Genomic DNA, 17,672 nt, shown 5'->3' with positions numbered 1-17,672 from the left:
ATTGGGCAAGGCGTTGCGCAGGGAGTAAAGTCACTCGCAGCAGAAATCCTCGTTTCTGCGTCCCTAAACATTTCTGTCGTCTTGTGTTGTCACCGGCTCAGGGGAATTTCTGAGCCGGTTTTTTATTTTGTCGGCAACGGATGGATAAGCAGCGTCGTAACGTGCCCTGCATGGAGCCAGAAGCGCGCCTGTAAGCGGGTTTTGCTGGCAAAAGCTGTAGAGAAATCATGCGTTAGCCGCAGCTGAGCGATGCCTTGCGTGATGTCCAGTCCTACGAGTTCCGCCTGCAGAAAATCCATTGGCTGGTGCAGCTGCGGCCACAGCGCTTTATATAAACTCTCTTTCAGCGAAAACAGCAGCGTAGCCGCCTGTGCAAAGGGCAAAGGTTGCGCCAATAGTCGCCGCTTTTCATGCTTGCTCATCAACAAATCGGCCGTTTCCTCTGCGGTTTCCTCTGCCATCACCTGCTCCACATCCACTCCAAGACTCAGCGGCTCACGCGTTGCGGCTACCACGGCAATGTTATGCGTATGCGATAGTGATCCCTGCATGCCGGCTGGCCACAGCGGTGAACGATCGGGCGCATTACGCAAGACAAAGCCAGGTAAACCGAGTTGCGCCACGCTTTGCTGAACCAGCCAGCGGCTCGCCAGATGTTCGGCTTTACGCTTTTTCACGGCACCTTGTAGCGATTCAGGCAGCGGCAAATGCCACGCCTGATGCAGATCGCTATGCCAATGGTTTTGATCGAATTCACACCAGGCGATCGGCAAGCTATCCCGCGTAATACCGGCGGCGCGGATAAAGGCAGAAGAGGGCAGCGCAAGGGGTGTTTGAGAGGGAAACATAAAAAATCACGGCTGACGGAAAACGTAGTTTTACCAGTCAGCCGGATGGAGAGCAAGCTAAAGGGGCTCGCTCACTTTTAGTTATTCGGGGGAATTGCCATACCTTTAATCTGCACCACAAAGTGCTGATGACCTTTGGTGATGCGCGCGCCCCGATCGCACCAGCGCGTGGCCAGACGGAAGAAGTCGTCGCTGCCGATATCGTAAGCCAGTTCCACTTTATTGATACCCGAGTGCAGCAGCTCTTCCGCATCCTGCAGGTTTTTTGCTTTGATGACCATAATGGTTTCCATCGAAAAAACAGGAGTCCTAAGAGTAAGAGAAGTCTGTGACATTTTTGTTTCAGTTTGATGAAGTGCTGTCACAATTCTCCAAAAATGTGATCTGGCTCGGCTCGGTTGCTTTCGGTAAGTTACTGATTTTTTTGATGAGAATGATGATTTTGTTGGCGTAATTCTGATTGTTTCGACGTGATATGAAGGGTGTTAGAAGGGGATGAGGCCGAGTGGTGAACTCACAAGGATAAAGGGTTACGTCATCATTTAGAAAACAGCTTTTGAAAGTGCTGGTTACGACCTGCCGCTCTGTGAAATTCAGGCAAAAAAAAGCAGCCATAAAGGCTGCTTTCTTCGGGATTTTGGTCGGCACGAGAGGATTTGAACCTCCGACCCCGGACACCCCATGACCGTGCGCTACCAGGCTGCGCTACGTGCCGAACGTGATGGAATATTACTGTTTCTTCGCACGATTGCAATATGAGCAGCATTTAACTGCCTCATTATTAATCAGTTTGCGATGAATCGCTTCTCTTCAGTCAATACCTGTAACAGCAGCGCCAGCTGTGGCTTATGATCTTTCAGCCGTTTGCCGTGGATATCGTATGCGCTATAGCTGCCATTATTATTCAGCACTAACGTTACCGTCGGCGTGGTCACCACCAGCTTGCCGTCTTCGCTGCTGGCAACCCAATCATGGCTGCGTTGCGCGGCAAACAGATCTTCACCCTGCGAATAGTTGGACGGATTAGTGCGCACATGCAGCAGACGCTGCATCAGCGTGGTCATGACGTCTTGCTGATCGGTTAAACGATCGATGGTTTGTGCGGGCGTATTCGGCCAGTGCACCACCAGCGGCACCTGTAGCGTGGCGCGATTGCCTGGATTGTCATCATTGCTATCCGGATTGACGGCACGTTGCGCGGTAATCACGACCACAGTATTTTTCAACAAATCACGCTGTTGTAGCGTTTGCAGCACGGCATTGATTTGCTCATCAACACCGCCAGCCTGACGTAGATAGCTGCGCTGACGCGCCTTCACGTTATCGCCGTTGATGGTGACACCGTTCAGGGCAATCCATGAGAACCACGGTGTACCGTTCGCTTTCTGACCGTTAAGCCAGTTTTGCCACTGCGTTACCGTGGTGCTGTTCGGCTGCGTGTCGGCCTGCGGTAGCGAATAATCCGCTAACAACGCCTGACGATAAAGCGGCTGGCTAAAGCCATCCGAAGAGAACAAGCCGAACTGATAACCTTGTGCATTCAAAGCATTCAGCAGAGCGGAGGGCATACGCGATGCCAGTACGCCATCCATGTAGCTGGAAGAGATGCCGTAGAACAGGCCAAACAGGCCTTTTTCCGGCTGCAACCCGGCGCTGTAATGCTGCGTAAAGCGCACATTTTCGCTAGCAAATTGATTGAGTGATGGCAGCGCTTTGTCCAGCGTACCGTTATTCAGACCGTCAACGGTTAGCACCAGCAGGTTATGGCGCGTGCCAGCATCACGGAAAGTAATGTCGCTGAGCGGATACTGCACCGACAGCGCTTCCGGATCGCCCTGTTGCACCAGACGGCGCTGGTACTCTTGCGCATCCAGCAAGCCGTGGCGTTCAAGGAAGCGACGCGCGGTCATCGGATAGGAGAGCGGCAGATTGGCGCGCTGCATGGTAATGGGACGATAGAAATTGGCGTCGGCCCAGATATACAGCAAATGGCTGGCGAAGAAGGCGCTGATAAACAGAGCGGCCAGCGGCTTACCGAACGAACGCCGATTGAGGCTGCGCAGCTTTTGCCAGCTCCAGGTGGCGAACAGCATCTCCACGAGAAAAATCAGAGGCACGCTGATAAACATCAGCTGCCAGTCGCGCGCCATCTCGCTTTGGTCCGGGTTGATCACCAGCTCCCACACCACCGGATTAAGGTGCAGGTGGAAGCGGCTGAAGACCGCGCTGTCGACCATAATCAGCGTTAATCCGGCGGTAGCGATAATCGCCGATAGCACCCTAAGCAAGCGCTGTGACATCACCACAAAGGTGAGCGGGAAAATGATCAGCAGATAACCGGCGAAGACGATGAAACTAAAGTGGCCGATCCAACTGGTATAGGCATAGATGCGGCCCGCAAGCGACGCGGGCCAATCGGCAACCAACAGATAGCGGCTGCCTAAAATAAACGCGAAGATAATATTAAACAGGGCAAACCAATGCCCCCAGCCGATCATCTGGGAGACTTTTTCGCGGTAGCGCTGCCGGTTGGTTACCATATTATGAGGTCAAATCTGCATATTAATGAGCGTTGTCGTCGCGTACGGAAGACTGTAATGCTTCCGCGAAAGATCGTGCCAGGGTGCGGCGTTGAGCCGGTGAAACGCTGGTATTGATCAAATTAGTTACCATGTTACCCAATACCATAAGGGAAAGGTCGGTTGGCGCTTTGTCTTTCTCAAGAATCTGCGCCATCTCTGCGAGGAGCTTTTCCACGCGTTCGTCACTGTAACGGGATGATTGTGGCATATCGTCGTCTAATCAAGGGTGAAAAGGCGGTATATTACCGTAACAACGCACTTTTTTCCGCAATTTTATCGCAAGCAGAGCGATCAGTTTGTGCTGGTAGTTGAAAGCAGCAGCGGGCGGTGTTTGAATACGCGCCTGAGCTAAAAGGAGAGTCTACCATGAGTCTGGATATCGACCAGATTGCCCTGCATCAGTTAGTTAAACGTGATGAAAACCAGCTGGAACTGGTACTGCGCGACACCTTGCTGCCAGCTACCCGCGCGGTTGAAGAGATGGCGGAAGAGCTGCATCGGGTTTACAGCGCCAAAAGCAAAGCTTACGGCCTGTTTAACCAAGATAGCGAGCTGGCGGATGCGCTGCGTAACTGCCGCAAAGGGGAGGATGACTTTCTGGCATTTAGCCGTGCGGCCACCGGTCGCTTGCGCGATGAGCTGAGCAAATATCCGTTTGCGGAAGGTGGCGTGGTGCTGTTCCTGCACTATCGCTATCTCGCCGTGGAGTATTTGCTGGTCGCGGTATTAAACAGCCAGTCGAGCATGCGCGTGAACGAGCAGCTTGATATCAGCAGCACCCATTATCTCGATATCAACCATGCGGATATCGTGGCGCGTATCGACCTTACCGAATGGGAAACCAATCCGGAATCTACCCGCTATTTAACCTTCCTGCGCGGCCGCGTGGGGCGCAAAGTGGCGGATTTCTTTATGGATTTCCTTGGCGCGAGTGTGGGTCTGGATACCAAAGCGCAAAACCGCGGCTTGCTGCAAGCGGTGGATGATTATTGCGCGGAATCGGACCTCGATAAAAATGAGCGTCAGAATTACCGTCAGCAGGTTTACAGCTACTGCAATGAGCAGCTGCAGGCGGGCGAAGAGATTGCACTGGAAGACCTATCCAGTGAATTACCGCCGCTCGGCGAAAAAACCTTCCAGGCCTTCACCCAGGAACAAGGGTATGAGCTGGAAGAAACCTTCCCGGCCGATCGCAGCACGCTGCGCCAGTTGACCAAATTTGCGGGCAGCGGCGGTGGATTAACATTGAACTTTGACGCGATGTTACTTGGCGAACGTATTTTCTGGGACCCAACGACCGATACGCTGACGATCAAAGGTACGCCGCCGAATCTGCGCGATCAGTTGCAGCGTCGAACCAGCAGCAAATAAATGAAAAAGCCGGGCAGAGAGTTGCGTAGTGCCGCCCACTTAAGCAAAAAAGGCCTTTTTATGCAGGTGCGCATGAATGCGCACCCTACGAAAACCCGGCTATATCCTCGTAGGGTCACCATTCATGGTGACCGATTCACGCTTAACTGACGAGCATTAGGCAGAGAGTTGCCCGGCTTTTTTATATAAGACTTCCTGATCAGAAAGAATAGTTCAGCGAACCGTTGAGTGCGGTGTCGGTCTGATACTTTCCGCCTGCACTGTGCTTCGCCCCTACCTGCAATGACCAGTTATCGCTGATCGGCCCCTCAAATCCTACATGCAGGCGATAGCGGTTGTCGCTCCACGCGTTGTAGACGCGGCTGGCGTGGCTGTCTGCAAGCGTCAGCGTTGAGCCGCTGCTGCCCGGCGAATATTGCTTGCTGATATCAGCGAACAGTGACACCTCTGGCAGCACAGAACCCAGACCACGCTTTCTCAGTGCAATGCCGGGTGATACCGACCACGGCGTGGCGCTGCTTAACGCGATATCGGCATCGTAACCCTGCAGCTGATAGCCCGGCAGATAGCCGACGCGGGTTTCCAGATAAGGTGAGAAGGTGAAGGAATCATCGAACAGCGCGATTTCACGCCCTGCTTTTGCGCTTGCCGCCAGCATCTGGCTGGTGCGCTGCGTGCCTTGTACCTCCAGCGCCGGATCCAGCTTTAAATCCTGACGCAGGTGGATATAGCGTGCCGCCAGGTCGGTAAACCAGCCGCTATCTGCCAGCCAGGTGGCATAGGTGCCGAGAGTACTGAGCTGATTTTTAATCGAGCCCGCACCTTTCGCGCTACCCAAACCATGGCTGGCCATCAGGCCATACCGCCACGCGCCGTCCTGTTTATCTGCGCCCAGTTCAAACGCCTGCTGCTGAATGTTAACGCCCGCTACGCCGCCGTGGTTATAGCGATAACCGCCCCAGACGCCGTGCATCTGCGCATCGCCATGCAGCGTTTGCGCGCGATCGTTAAGTGAAGCGGTAATTTCACTGAACAGATACTGTCGTGACGCCAGCAGCGCGCGGGTGTTGTGCAGCAGGCCGTTATTATCGCTGATGATAAACCAGTCTTCCGGCTTACCCGGCTCGGGTGCGGGATCGATAACCGGTTCGGGTTTTGGATCCGGAGTCGGGTCGAGCACTGGATCCGGCGTCGGCACCGGAACGGGATCAATCACCGGCACCGGCGTTTTCGCGATGATCCACTTCACGCGGCCCGCGTCCTCAATGACCTGATAGTCCGGTGTGTAGAGGGAGAATCCCCGTCCGATCGGCGGCAGGGTGAAGTAGTCATGCGCGGTGCCGGCCGGCGCATCCAGCAATACGATCTGGTTCGGAACCTTATCCGGGAAGGTTTCGCCGAGCATAAAGCCGAGATCAAGCGTGTTGCCAGCGCCCTGCGCCGATTTATCAATGTACAGGCTGTCGCTGACGCCGGTTTGCGGGGCAATACCAAAACCCAGCTGCAGGTTGTTGGCATACAGATCTTCTACCCACAGCTGTTTAGGCTGCCAGGTTTTATCGTCATCGGCGAGCGTCGAGATAATGCCGCCCTGCGGCGCGCTGAGGCGCTGCATGCGGCTGTCGCCCGTCAGGTTCCAGAAGGTTTCACCCGACATCGTAACCCGCGCGGTATTCTGATCGGTGATGCGGCCACGTAAGTCGACCTTACCGAGATGAAGTTCAGTCTGGTCGCCCAGAGTGATATCGCCGTGTACCGTACTGGCGGGCAGGGCGCGTAACGCTGCTGCATCACGCGCTGCGGTTTCGCAGGAAGTTGCAGTGCTCTGTACCGGCGAAACGCAGCGTAAAATCTGGTGTTGATCGTCCGCTCCGGGCTGGTAACCCAGCAGCACCTGGCTGTTGTCACCGGCCTGAATATTGGCTTTCACCTGCGCGTATTCGCCCACCTGCAGCCGCGTGTTACTGGCGGCGACGATGTTATCGGCAATAAAGGTTGAGGTGTACCAGTCGTCATCGATGATCAGGCCGCCTGCGTGCGGTACCGGCTGGCCGGAGAGCAGCAGCGTGCCGTTATTCACATTAATGTTGCCATTGATATTACTGCCGCCGGTCAGCGCCAGCCTGGCAGCAGACATTTCCGGTGAGAAATCAAAGTTAAACTGGCCGTTGACGCCGTCCGGATCGTAAGAGCCGATATAGCCGCGGTAGACCAGATTATTGAACTGCATGGCGCGGTAGGCTCGCGCTTCTTCTGCGTCAAAACCGATATATTTCCAGTAGCTATTGTCCTGCTGATTGGTCGGGAACCAGCTGTAGGTGCTGGTTTTAAGCTGGAAGTATTCAATGCGCTGCGAGCGGTCGTTCCAGTCTTCGTAAATATCGCCAATAGTGCCCGCATGGGTGGCGGAATCCCACTCCTGAATGGTGATATCAGCAGGTTTGAAGCCGGTCAGCGTCAGGCTGGCAGCGCGATCGGCGCTCTGGTTTATCAGCGTGGCACCGCTGTCGGTGTGGTTAATTTTTTTCATCGTCAGGTCGTGGCCGTTCAGATCGAGCCTGCCGCCGCGATAGCCGAAGAAAATATCGTCACCTGCAACCTGGTTATCGCCATTGAGAACGACCATCGGGCGGCCGCTGACGATCATCACTCGTGAGAAAGCCTGCTGATTGCCCTGATCGTCGGCCTGCTGATCGAGAATGACGGTGCCGTCGCCGACGTTGAGGCCGCCTTGGTTTTTGCCTTTGGCGTTGACGTGCAGCGTACCAGCGCCAATTTTATGCAGGTCATCATCGGCAAGGCCATTGACCTGCCACAGCACCTTTTTGTCCGCGTCGACTTCAATACCGCCACCAACCCAGGTGGCAGTAGCGCCCTCCGCTGATTTCACGGTGTAGTTATTTGAGAACTGTAGCTTGCCAGCACCGAGATTAACGGCATCGCTCAGGATAATGTCACCGCCCGCACCGTTAAAACGGATATCTTTGCTGGCATCAAGCTCTTCCAGCGTGGCTTTACCCGGAGCAAGGTGACGATATTTTTCGTCGAGGCCCTGCCAGCTCCACTGTTTATTGTTTTGCTCAATCGTAGATGCATTCCAGAAAAGATTTCCCGCACCAGCAGTGTCGGTAACGTCAGGGGAGGTATTAGCAGCAATAACGCTGGCGAAATAATTGTCTGGAATTAGTGTTGCAACAGCTTCATATCCATATCCGGTACTGCTTCTGTAGAATGCAGAAAATACAGCAGCAAGCTTCCACTGTTTATCGACAGAATCATAGACATAATAGGGGCTGCCGCTATCACCGGATATTGGAGCAATCGAAAGTGGGGATGAGAGTTCATGCCCGGGGGCATATTGCGTCCAGTAAAAATAATTTTTTGTAAAATGTACACCTTCAGGATTGATTGTTCCGCCTGACAGCCATTTATAAAATGATGCTACCGAAATAAGTTCTGTTTGTTCATCGTTCACCTGCCGTTGATAACCGGACCCAACGCGCACATAAGCGGTGTAGCGAGAATTATGTCCGTTTTTTAACTCGCTATTTTCTACATGGCTAACGGGAACGACATCCGTAACGACCTTATTCAAACGCGGAGTCATAAAGTCCTGGTCGATCGCATCAGGTATGGCATTACGTCTTATCGCTATATACGTAGGAGAAAATTCAGATTTTCCACCAAATGAGACGGCATCAACTCCACCCAGATGACGTGCCGTCATTACATAGGATGGCGATACCAATGCGGTGTAGCCCAAGCTAGAAACACTGCTCATATCTGGCATGGGAAAATTCAGATAAGCATCCAGCTCCCCTGTTTTCTTATAAACCGGAATATTGCTGACACCAATGCGGTATTTGCCCATATTTTCCGCAAAGTCGCGATAGTCCTGCACATTGGTGTCATGCCGCATAACGCCTGCTGAGGAAGACAGGCAGATAAACAGCGTGCCGTAAGAGATGATGTTGGCTTTTTTCACATGAATTCCCTTTCTCATAATTCCCTAAAGTCACGAAGAAAGGCGTCATAGTTTCATGTAATCGCGCAAAGCTTACGCAGAAACGTCTCAAAGAATTAAGCGGGGAGGAGGGGTAAACGCGGGGTTTTAACGGTGGATTTTAGACAAAATAAAAGGGCCGGTTTCGCAACCGACCCTTCTACCAACAACTCATTCAGCGATTAAGCGCGAACGAAGTCGATGTGGTGCAGTTTTGGCTTGAACGGATGACGCTGTACCGCCTGAGCTTTAACTTTCACTTCTTTACCATCAACAACGATGGTCAGCACTTCGCTGTAGAACTCAGGTTTAACCTGCACGTTCATTACGGCGTCGTGGTCCAGTTCGATAGCAACTGGTGCTTCATTACCGCCATAGATGATGGCTGGGAATTTGTTTGCTACACGCAGGCGGCGGCTCGCACCCTTACCCTGGTCTTTACGTACTTCAGCGTTAATAGTGAACATTTGATATCTCTTCAATAATTCCTGCTACAGGCGACCCAGCAACAGGACGGTTATTCAAACTGCTTTTACGGATGCAAAAGCGGGCGGCATTATAGCCCCAAAGGGGGGGCAGGGGCAAATGATTCCGCCGCTCAGCGCAGTTCGTTGGCGCGACGATAACGTCCTTGATAATCAAACATTTTCTCACGGATCTGCCAGAAATGGCCTTTCGCACGTGCTACCACAAAATCGGGATGGCGCAGCAAGGGTTGCAGCGCCATGACATCGGCAGCGGTTTGCCATCCAAGTTCCACGCCTGGCGCGCGCTGATGCGGACGCATAAACACTTGCTCAAAAGCTTTACGCTGCGCCGGCGTTTGCAGGCGAAAACGCTCGCTTACGCTGGTGCCATCTTCATCAAAATAGCTGGCCTTAAGCCATTCGCCTTTGTCGTCGCGTCCTTGTTCCAGCGTCATGCCGGCACAGCGCAGTACGCGCGCATCTTTCAACTTCAACGCGGCTTTCAGCATATCGTCAGGATCGACCAAAATTTTGTCGCACTGCTGGCAGCGGCGGGCGGCGATGTCATTCTCGGCACCGCAATCCGGACAGCTTTTAAAACGAAAACGATAGTCACACTGTTCGCGCTGGCCTTCATCATCTTCCAGCACACCCTGACAGCGGCGACCAAAATGCTCAATGATGTGGCCATCTTCCGTTGCTTTGCCCCAGAAAGTATTGGCGAAACCGCAAGCGGGACAAAAAACCTGCACCGGCTGATTATCGCTGGCGCCTTTTGGTGCGCCCACTTCCGGCGTGAAAAGATCGTGCGGATTACCGGCGTAATCGAGCACCAGACAATCAGTTTTGCCGGGCGAGAGCCGCAGGCCGCGACCAACAATTTGCTGATACAAACTTACCGATTCGGTGGGGCGCAAAATCGCGATCAGATCAACATGCGGTGCATCAAATCCGGTGGTCAGGACCGCCACGTTGACCAGAAACTTCAGCTGTTGCGCTTTGAACTCGCCAATCAACCGATCGCGATCTTTCACCGCGGTTTCCGCCGACACCAGCGCGCTGTTCTCTGGCAAAAGCGTCAGGATTTCTCGCGCATGTTCCACAGTGGAAGCAAACACCATTACGCCGTGCCTGTCCTCAGCAAACTCCACGATCTGGCGGATAATATGTGGCGTCACGCGATGCTGCTGTTTCAGCTCGCGGTTAAGATCGGCCTCACTAAACAAGCCGTTATTTTGTGGAATCAACCGGCTGAAATCATACTGTACCACCGGCATATCCAACCGCTCCGGCGGCACCAGAAAACCGTGTTTAATCATGTAGCGTAACGGCAGCTCATAAATGCAGTCGCGGAACAGCGCTTTCTCATCACCGCGCACCATGCCGTGATAGTGGAACTGATAAATCCAGCCTTTACCGAGGCGGAAGGGCGTGGCGGTTAATCCCAGCAAACGTAGGCTGGGATTGTGCTGACGCAGATGAGCGAACAGCTGCTGATACTGGCTCTCTTCGTTATCACTAATGCGATGACATTCATCAACAATCACCAGTGAAAAGGCGCTGTCGAAGCGATCAAGATTACGTGCTACCGATTGCACGCTGCCAAATACCACTTTGCTTTCACTTTGTTTGCGTTGTAAACCGGCGGCGAAGATATCCGCTTGCAGGCCATATGCCTGATATTTGCTGTGGTTCTGCTCCACCAATTCTTTGACATGGGCCAACACCAGTACACGTCCGCGCGCCAGCCTTGCCAGCTCAGCAATTACCAGGCTTTTTCCCGCACCGGTCGGCAGCACAATCACCGCAGGCGTGGTATGACGGCGGAAATGGTTGAGGGTGGCGTCAACCGCCTCTTGTTGGTATGGGCGCAGAGTGAATGACATCGGGGCAAACTTTTTTCTGGAACGGGCGCGCATTATGTCATGAAAGCAGCTGAAACGCAGGATCGCCTCTGTTAGCCGCAGCGGGTTCCCGCTATACTGCCCACACCTTATTCAGGGACAAAACACCGTTTCAGTTTCCCCGCAGTAACAGGCAAAACGAATTCATGCGACTCGAAAAATTCATATCTCAGCAGCTGGAAGTCAGCCGTGCTATCGCTGGACGCGAAATCCGCGCCAAAAAAGTCACGATCAACGGCGAAGTGGTCCGCGATGCGGCTTACAAAGTATTGCCAGACGATGAAGTCGAATATGACGGCAATCCGCTGGTGGTACAGCAAGGCCCGCGTTATTTCATGCTGAACAAGCCGCAGGGTTACGTCTGTTCAACCGACGATCCCGATCATCCTACCGTGCTGTTCTTCATTGAAGAGCCGGCGGCGTTCAAGCTGCATGCGGCAGGGCGCCTGGATATCGATACCACCGGTTTAGTACTGTTAACCGATGATGGGCAATGGTCGCACCGTATTACTTCACCAAAGCATCACCTTGAAAAAACCTATCTGGTGGAAGTGGAAGAGCCGATCGATCCTTCCCTGGTGGAGAAATTTGCGGCGGGCGTACAGCTGCACAATGAAAAAGATCTCACCAAACCGGCGGTGCTGGAGATTCTTGATGAGAAGGCCGCGCGTCTGACGATCAGTGAAGGGCGCTATCATCAGGTCAAACGCATGTTTGCTGCGATGGGTAATCACGTTTCAGCGCTGCATCGTGAACGCATCGGTGACATCGAACTGGATGACGATCTCGGTGAAGGTGAATATCGCGAGCTGACCCAGGAAGAGGTTGATAGCATCGGCCTGCCTGAAGAGCTTAAACAACGTAAATAGCAGGAGAACGCGGTGCGTAAGGAAAAGAATTCACCGGTTGGCTTAGTGATCATTCTCGGATTGCTGGCGATGTTGATGCCGCTCTCTATCGATATGTATCTGCCAGCAATGCCGCAAATCGCCCGCGAATTCGCGGTATCGGCTGGCAGCGTACAGATGACGCTCAACCTTTACATCCTCGGGTTTGCCATCGGCCAGTTAGTATACGGGCCTTTGGCGGACAGCTATGGACGTAAGCCGGTGATCGTGCTGGGAACACTGATCTTTGCCTGCGCCGCAGCGGCTTGCGCGTTATCACAAACCATCGATCAGCTGATCTTTATGCGTTTCCTGCACGGCTTATCTGCTGCCGCAGCCAGCGTGGTGATCAATGCACTGATGCGTGATACCTACTCGAAAGAGGACTTCTCGCGCATGATGTCGTTTGTCATGTTGGTCACCACCATCGCACCGCTGCTGGCGCCGATCATCGGTGGCTGGCTGCTACTGCTGTGGAACTGGCACGCGATCTTCTGGACGCTGGCAGGTGCGGCGCTGATTACGACGGTGCTGGTGGTGACACAGATCCGTGAAACGCTGAAGCCCGAGCAGCGCCAGCGTTTTCATCTGCGGACGACGATGAGCAACTTCGTGGCGTTGGTGCGCCATAAGCGCGCGTTTAGCTATATGCTGGCAAGCGGATTTTCTTTTGCCGGTCTGTTTACCTTCCTCAACGCCGGCCCCTTCGTTTACATCGAAGTGAATCACGTTTCGCCACAAAACTTTGGCTATTACTTCGGTCTGAACGTGGTGTTCTTATTCGTGATGACATTGATCAACAGCCGCGCGGTGCGCCGCTTTGGTCCGCTGAAAATGTTTCGCCTTGGGCTAGTGATTCAGTTCGCCATGGGCGTTTGGCTGCTTATCGCTAGCGCGCTGGATTTAGGTTTCCTCTCGCTGGTGTTTGGTGTAGCGATGTTCATTGGCTGCGTATCGACGGTATCGTCGAATGCGATGGCGGTGATTCTTGATGAGTTCCCGCATATGGCCGGCACCGCTTCATCACTGGCCGGTACGCTGCGCTTTGGCGTGGGGGCATTAGTCGGGGCACTGCTGTCGTTGGTGAGTATTAACAGCGCCTGGCCAATGGTGGCTACCATCGCGCTGTGTGCCACCGTTTCAATTGTGCTGTTTACCTACGCATCACGCCCGCATCATTCGGTTTAAGTTATTGCGGTCGCCATGAATGGCGACCCTACATGCCTGAAATCCCAACCTTTTCCGTAGGGTCGTCATTTATGACGACCTGGTATTTCTTCAAATCTCATCTCACCGCTCGCGAATCCCCATTCATTCGTTATGCTTAATGTTTCCATAATGTGAAAATTTATAGATAAAAAAGTAACGACATTGCGTCTAAAATGATTGTTAACGGCGGCTGAACAGGGTAAACATAGGCCTAAATGTGAGAAGCCTCGCAAATTATCTATTAGCTACACGCTTTGTGCTTAAAACAAGAAGGCAAACCAAGTCCGCATTCTGAGCTAACCAGGTTGGGATTCACCGCGTTATGCCGTCGTTGTGAATAAAGTAAACGTCTCTGGGGGCCGTATAACTATGCTGCAACTTTCTGTTGTGCATCGCTTGCCACAACATTATCGCTGGTCGGTTGATCATGTAGGTGAAATAGAGCGTCAGGAAACGGCGGATGGCGTGCATGCCGGGGATTTAGTGGTGCTGCGTCTGCTCAGCCACGATGGTCATCCGGCGTTGGAAATTCTGCACCAGCTGCAAGAAACGCTGGCGCAAATTCAGGTCGAGTGCAAAATCGCCGAGTGTGAAGGGCAGCCGTGTTTACTGATTCGGCGTGATGATGAAAGCGCGACCAATTGCTGCCTGAAAAATCAGGGCGTCGCCATTGCTGAAACCTTCGATGGTCATTAATTGATGTCTTTACCCTGTGCGGAAGCCAATAGCTGGCGTGTGTATTCAGCCGTTGGTGCATTAAACAGCGTATCGCAGTCACCTTGTTCCACCACCTCGCCCTGCCGCAGCACAATGAGCTGATGGCAGAGTGCGCGTACTACCTGCAAATCATGGCTAATAAACAGGTAAGCTAGCTGATGCTGCTGCTGTAAACGGCGCAGCAAGGTCAGGATCTGTTTCTGCACTGAACGATCGAGTGAAGAAGTCGGTTCATCTAACACAATAAGCTGGGGTTCAAGAATCAGCGCCCGGGCGATGGCAATACGCTGACGCTGGCCACCCGAAAACTCAGCGGGATAGCGGTTACGGCTATCGGTATCCAGCCCGACCTCCTGCATCACCGCAATCACCTTTTCTTCCTGTGCGGCCGCGCTGAGTTCAGGACGATGCACCGCTAACCCTTCGGCAATCACTTGCTGCACCGTCATACGCGGATTGAGCGATGAATTAGGATCCTGGAACACCACCTGGATGCGCTGGCGCAGCGGCAGCAATTGTTTCGGCGAGAGCTGATGCAGCGGCTGATCCTCAAACCAAATCTCTCCGCGTGCGGTAATCAAACGCAGCAGAGCCAGACCGGTGGTACTTTTGCCGGATCCCGATTCTCCTACCAGTCCAAGGCTTTCACCCCGGCGTAGCGTAAAGCTAAGATCTTGCAGCGCCATTTTTTCCGCTACGGTACGCCGCAGCAGGCCACGACGGATAGGGAAGCCAACCTGCAGGTTTTTCACCTGCAGCAGCGGTTGCGCATTGTTCAGCGGCACCGGTCTACCATCCGGTTCTGCGGCCAGGAGCTCGCGGGTGTAGGCCTGCTGCGGCTGACTTAACAGTAAATCGCAGCGGTTGTGTTCGATGGTGCGCCCATTGCGCATCACCGTAACGCTATGCGCCAGCTGGCGCACAATGTTGAGGTTGTGCGTAATGAATAGCATGCCCATATTCAGTTCACGCTGCAGTTCGCGTAGCAGCTGCAAAATCTGAGCCTGAACCGTGACATCCAGCGCGGTGGTCGGTTCATCCGCAATCAGCAGCTTCGGCTGGGTAAGTAACGCCATGGCGATCATCACACGCTGGCGCTCGCCGCCTGATAGCTGGTGCGGAAAATCCTGCAGGCGCGATGCCGCATTGTGGATGCCAACGCGATCGAGGCAGCTCAGCATCTCTCCGCGTGCCGCTTCGCGACGCATGCCACGATGCACAGAAAGCACTTCGTACAGCTGCTTTTCCACGTTGTGCAACGGATTGAGCGATACCATGGGTTCTTGAAAGATCATCGCCACCTGGTTGCCACGCAGTCCACGCATCGTGCGCTCGCTGGCCTGCAAAATATCCTGTCCGTTGAACAGAATTTCACCCTGCGGATAGTTGACCGGCGGCTGCGGCAATAAGCGCATGATCGACAGCGCAGTGACGCTTTTCCCTGAGCCGGATTCCCCCACTAGCGCCAACGTTTCGCCCGCATCGATACGCAGCGAGATATCGTCCACTACGCGGCGATCGCCAAATGCCACCGCCAGATGATTAACCGTTAACAGGCTCATTTAGCGTCCTCGACTCGGGTCAAAAGCATCGCGTACTGCTTCACCAATAAAAATCAGCAGCGACAGTAGCAGGGCGAGGGCAAAAAAGCCGGCAAGGCCTAACCACGGTGCCTGTAAATTATTTTTTCCCTGCAGCAGCAGCTCACCCAGTGACGGCGACCCGATCGGCAAACCAAAGCCGAGGAAATCCAGCGATGTCAGGGTGGTGATTGAAGCGCAGAGAATAAAAGGTAGAAACGTCAGCGTTGCCACCATGGCGTTGGGCAACATGTGACGCAGCATAATGCGGCTGTCGCTAACGCCAAGCGCACGTGCGGCACGAATATAATCATAATTACGCGTGCGCAGAAATTCGGCGCGCACCACACTTACCAGACTCATCCAGCCAAACACCACCGTGACCAGCAGCAGCCACCAGAAATTGGGCTGAATCACGCTGGATAGCAGAATCAGCAAGAACAGCGAAGGCATGCCGGACCACACTTCAATCAGGCGCTGGCCGATCAGATCAATGAGTCCACCAAAATAGCCCTGTACTGCCCCCACCACGATGCCAATCACACTGGAAAACAGCGTTAACAGAATGCCAAATAGCAGTGAGATGCGCGTGCCATACAGCAAACGCGCCAGCACATCACCGCCGTTGGCATCGGTACCCAGCCAGTTTTGCATGGAAGGCGGGGAAGGGAAGGGCACATCGGTGGCGAAATTGATGGTGCTATCGCCAAAGCGAATCGGTGCCCAAATCGCCCAACCTTGCTGAGCAATACGCTGTTTCAGCCACGGATCCTGATAGTCAGCGGGGGTGGCGAAATCGCCGCCGTAATCACTTTCGCTGTAGTTGAACAACAGCGGCATATACCAGCGTTGCTGATAGTGCACCAGCAGCGGTTTGTCGTTGGCCAGCAACTCGGCACCCAATGACAGAACAAAAATGATCAGGAAAATCCACAGCGACCAGTAACCACGGCGGTTATGACGAAAACGCTGCCAGCGCTGCTGGTTTACAGGAGATAAACGCATCAGCGTCCCTCAAAATCAATGCGCGGATCGACCAGCGTGTAGGTGAGATCGCTGAGAATGTTCATGAGCAGACCAATTAGCGTGAAAATATACAGCGTGCCGAACATCACCGGATAATCGCGCTGAATGGTGGCGTCATAGCCGAGCAGGCCCATACCGTTGAGTGAGAACATCACCTCAATCAACACCGAACTGGTGAAAAACATGCTGATAAAGGTGGCGGGGAAGCCGGCAATCACCAGCAGCATGGCATTACGGAACACGTGACCGTACAGCACCCGCTTTTCATCCAACCCTTTTGCACGCGCGGTAACCACATATTGTTTACGAATCTCATCGAGAAACGAGTTTTTGGTCAGCATGGTCAGCGTGGCGAAACCGCCAATCACCGTGGCCAGCACCGGCAGCGTGATGTGCCAAAGATAATCGGTGATTTTGCTATACCAGGGCAGCGTATCAAATTGCGGAGAGGTCAGGCCGCGCAGTGGGAACCAGTCGAAATAGCTGCCGCCCGCGAACAGGACAATCAGCATGATGCCGAACAGAAATGCTGGAATAGAATTACCGATGATAATAAAGATGCTGCTCCAGATATCGAAGGGGCTGCCGTTGCGTACCGCCTTTTTAATGCCGAGCGGAATCGATACCAGATAAATAATTATCGTGCTCCACAAACCAAGACTTATCGAGACCGGCAAACTCTCTTTGATCAGCTGCAGCACCGAGGCGCTACGGAACAGACTGTCGCCAAAATCAAAGCGAATGTAGTTCCACAGCATTTCACCGTAACGCTGCAAGAGCGGTTTATCGAAGCCGTAGCGATGTTTAATCTCTGCAATCACTTCCGGATCGAGGCCGCGCGCGCCGCGGTACTGGCTATCGCCGGGATTATCGCGTAGCAAGGCCCCGCGCGTGCCGCTATCACTGCCGCCAGAGCCGGGAATGCCGGTGCTGTGACCAAACTGCACGTTGGCCAATGCCTGATCTACCGGGCCGCCCGGTGCGATCTGCACAATAAAGAAGTTCAGGGTGATAATCGCCCATAAGGTGGGGATGATCAGCAGTAACCTGCGTAAAAAATAGGCTGCCAAACTGCGCT

14 protein-coding genes and 1 tRNA gene are annotated in these 17,672 nt (G+C 53.6%); 4 read left to right on the top strand and 11 right to left on the bottom strand.

What is annotated here, in order from left to right; genetic code table 11:
* Nucleotides 1-122 precede the first annotated feature (122 nt).
* The 5 genes from ACIP6T_RS09145 to ACIP6T_RS09125 all read right to left on the bottom strand — a co-directional run bounded on the left by ACIP6T_RS09145 (nucleotide 123) and on the right by ACIP6T_RS09125 (nucleotide 3,638).
* Nucleotides 123-848 carry a 4'-phosphopantetheinyl transferase gene (locus ACIP6T_RS09145; protein WP_400456519.1) on the bottom strand — a complete coding sequence of 242 codons (726 nt, stop codon included), beginning with the start codon at nucleotides 846-848 and terminating at the stop codon, nucleotides 123-125.
* 77 nt (nucleotides 849-925) lie between these two features.
* A complete protein-coding gene (locus ACIP6T_RS09140) occupies nucleotides 926-1,129 on the bottom strand; it encodes a hypothetical protein (protein WP_097096619.1) in 204 nt (67 codons plus the stop codon).
* A 357-nt stretch (nucleotides 1,130-1,486) separates the two neighbouring features.
* Nucleotides 1,487-1,563 (bottom strand) — tRNA-Pro (locus ACIP6T_RS09135).
* 70 nt (nucleotides 1,564-1,633) lie between these two features.
* Nucleotides 1,634-3,388: an LPS biosynthesis-modulating metalloenzyme YejM gene (gene yejM / locus ACIP6T_RS09130; RefSeq protein ID WP_097096626.1), complete on the bottom strand. Its 1,755-nt coding sequence runs from the start codon at nucleotides 3,386-3,388 to the stop codon at nucleotides 1,634-1,636.
* 22 nt (nucleotides 3,389-3,410) lie between these two features.
* Nucleotides 3,411-3,638 carry a YejL family protein gene (locus ACIP6T_RS09125; protein WP_007889427.1) on the bottom strand — a complete coding sequence of 76 codons (228 nt, stop codon included), beginning with the start codon at nucleotides 3,636-3,638 and terminating at the stop codon, nucleotides 3,411-3,413.
* 158 nt (nucleotides 3,639-3,796) lie between these two features.
* Here ACIP6T_RS09125 and yejK point away from each other — a divergent pair, with 158 nt between their 5' ends.
* The gene (yejK, locus tag ACIP6T_RS09120; protein ID WP_345828942.1) at nucleotides 3,797-4,801 is read left to right on the top strand and encodes a nucleoid-associated protein YejK; all 1,005 of its coding nucleotides are present in this window, start codon (nucleotides 3,797-3,799) and stop codon (nucleotides 4,799-4,801) included.
* A 199-nt stretch (nucleotides 4,802-5,000) separates the two neighbouring features.
* On the opposite strand, the gene ACIP6T_RS09115 is transcribed toward yejK, so the two are convergent.
* The 3 genes from ACIP6T_RS09115 to ACIP6T_RS09105 form a co-directional block, all read right to left on the bottom strand.
* Complete coding sequence (locus ACIP6T_RS09115; RefSeq protein ID WP_400456516.1) at nucleotides 5,001-8,786, bottom strand: S6 family peptidase; 3,786 nt, start codon at nucleotides 8,784-8,786, stop codon at nucleotides 5,001-5,003.
* A gap of 200 nt (nucleotides 8,787-8,986) precedes the next feature.
* The gene (gene rplY / locus ACIP6T_RS09110; protein ID WP_097096629.1) at nucleotides 8,987-9,271 is read right to left on the bottom strand and encodes a 50S ribosomal protein L25; all 285 of its coding nucleotides are present in this window, start codon (nucleotides 9,269-9,271) and stop codon (nucleotides 8,987-8,989) included.
* A 131-nt stretch (nucleotides 9,272-9,402) separates the two neighbouring features.
* Nucleotides 9,403-11,157: a DEAD/DEAH box helicase gene (locus ACIP6T_RS09105; RefSeq protein WP_097096630.1), complete on the bottom strand. Its 1,755-nt coding sequence runs from the start codon at nucleotides 11,155-11,157 to the stop codon at nucleotides 9,403-9,405.
* A gap of 164 nt (nucleotides 11,158-11,321) precedes the next feature.
* Between ACIP6T_RS09105 and rsuA the strand changes: the two genes are divergently transcribed.
* The 3 genes from rsuA to ACIP6T_RS09090 all read left to right on the top strand — a co-directional run bounded on the left by rsuA (nucleotide 11,322) and on the right by ACIP6T_RS09090 (nucleotide 13,967).
* Nucleotides 11,322-12,044 carry a 16S rRNA pseudouridine(516) synthase RsuA gene (gene rsuA, locus ACIP6T_RS09100; RefSeq protein ID WP_097096631.1) on the top strand — a complete coding sequence of 241 codons (723 nt, stop codon included), beginning with the start codon at nucleotides 11,322-11,324 and terminating at the stop codon, nucleotides 12,042-12,044.
* 12 nt (nucleotides 12,045-12,056) lie between these two features.
* Complete coding sequence (locus ACIP6T_RS09095; protein ID WP_400456513.1) at nucleotides 12,057-13,250, top strand: Bcr/CflA family multidrug efflux MFS transporter; 1,194 nt, start codon at nucleotides 12,057-12,059, stop codon at nucleotides 13,248-13,250.
* A 390-nt stretch (nucleotides 13,251-13,640) separates the two neighbouring features.
* Nucleotides 13,641-13,967 carry a hypothetical protein gene (locus ACIP6T_RS09090; RefSeq protein ID WP_097096633.1) on the top strand — a complete coding sequence of 109 codons (327 nt, stop codon included), beginning with the start codon at nucleotides 13,641-13,643 and terminating at the stop codon, nucleotides 13,965-13,967.
* Here the strand turns inward: ACIP6T_RS09090 and yejF are convergent.
* The 3 genes from yejF to ACIP6T_RS09075 are packed head-to-tail and all read right to left on the bottom strand — an operon-like array spanning nucleotide 13,964 to nucleotide 17,664.
* Nucleotides 13,964-15,550 carry a microcin C ABC transporter ATP-binding protein YejF gene (gene yejF, locus ACIP6T_RS09085; protein WP_400456511.1) on the bottom strand — a complete coding sequence of 529 codons (1,587 nt, stop codon included), beginning with the start codon at nucleotides 15,548-15,550 and terminating at the stop codon, nucleotides 13,964-13,966. The two genes, ACIP6T_RS09090 and yejF, sit on opposite strands and share 4 nt — an antisense overlap.
* Complete coding sequence (locus ACIP6T_RS09080) at nucleotides 15,551-16,573, bottom strand: ABC transporter permease (RefSeq protein WP_097096635.1); 1,023 nt, start codon at nucleotides 16,571-16,573, stop codon at nucleotides 15,551-15,553.
* Complete coding sequence (locus ACIP6T_RS09075) at nucleotides 16,573-17,664, bottom strand: microcin C ABC transporter permease YejB (protein WP_097096636.1); 1,092 nt, start codon at nucleotides 17,662-17,664, stop codon at nucleotides 16,573-16,575. The genes ACIP6T_RS09080 and ACIP6T_RS09075 overlap by 1 nt, the downstream gene beginning before the upstream one ends.
* Between the last annotated feature and the right edge of the window lie 8 nt (nucleotides 17,665-17,672).

Source organism: Pantoea sp. NPDC088449 (assembly GCF_044753225.1).
In the GTDB taxonomy this organism is placed as follows: Bacteria; Pseudomonadota; Gammaproteobacteria; order Enterobacterales; family Enterobacteriaceae; genus Pantoea; species Pantoea floridensis.
The sequence above is the reverse complement of the archived record's forward strand: the minus strand, read 5'-3'. Positions and strand labels throughout refer to the sequence as shown.

What these genes read in the sequence shown, in the direction of transcription:
- rplY (WP_097096629.1), bottom strand. Translation starts at nt 9,271, where the DNA reads ATGTTCACTATTAACGCTGAAGTACGTAAAGACCAGGGTAAGGGTGCG.
- ACIP6T_RS09105 (WP_097096630.1), bottom strand. Translation starts at nt 11,157, where the DNA reads ATGTCATTCACTCTGCGCCCATACCAACAAGAGGCGGTTGACGCCACC.
- ACIP6T_RS09140 (WP_097096619.1), bottom strand. Translation starts at nt 1,129, where the DNA reads ATGGTCATCAAAGCAAAAAACCTGCAGGATGCGGAAGAGCTGCTGCAC.
- ACIP6T_RS09080 (WP_097096635.1), bottom strand. Translation starts at nt 16,573, where the DNA reads ATGCGTTTATCTCCTGTAAACCAGCAGCGCTGGCAGCGTTTTCGTCAT.
- yejK (WP_345828942.1), top strand. Translation starts at nt 3,797, where the DNA reads ATGAGTCTGGATATCGACCAGATTGCCCTGCATCAGTTAGTTAAACGT.
- ACIP6T_RS09090 (WP_097096633.1), top strand. Translation starts at nt 13,641, where the DNA reads ATGCTGCAACTTTCTGTTGTGCATCGCTTGCCACAACATTATCGCTGG.
- ACIP6T_RS09145 (WP_400456519.1), bottom strand. Translation starts at nt 848, where the DNA reads ATGTTTCCCTCTCAAACACCCCTTGCGCTGCCCTCTTCTGCCTTTATC.
- yejM (WP_097096626.1), bottom strand. Translation starts at nt 3,388, where the DNA reads ATGGTAACCAACCGGCAGCGCTACCGCGAAAAAGTCTCCCAGATGATC.
- ACIP6T_RS09125 (WP_007889427.1), bottom strand. Translation starts at nt 3,638, where the DNA reads ATGCCACAATCATCCCGTTACAGTGACGAACGCGTGGAAAAGCTCCTC.
- yejF (WP_400456511.1), bottom strand. Translation starts at nt 15,550, where the DNA reads ATGAGCCTGTTAACGGTTAATCATCTGGCGGTGGCATTTGGCGATCGC.
- rsuA (WP_097096631.1), top strand. Translation starts at nt 11,322, where the DNA reads ATGCGACTCGAAAAATTCATATCTCAGCAGCTGGAAGTCAGCCGTGCT.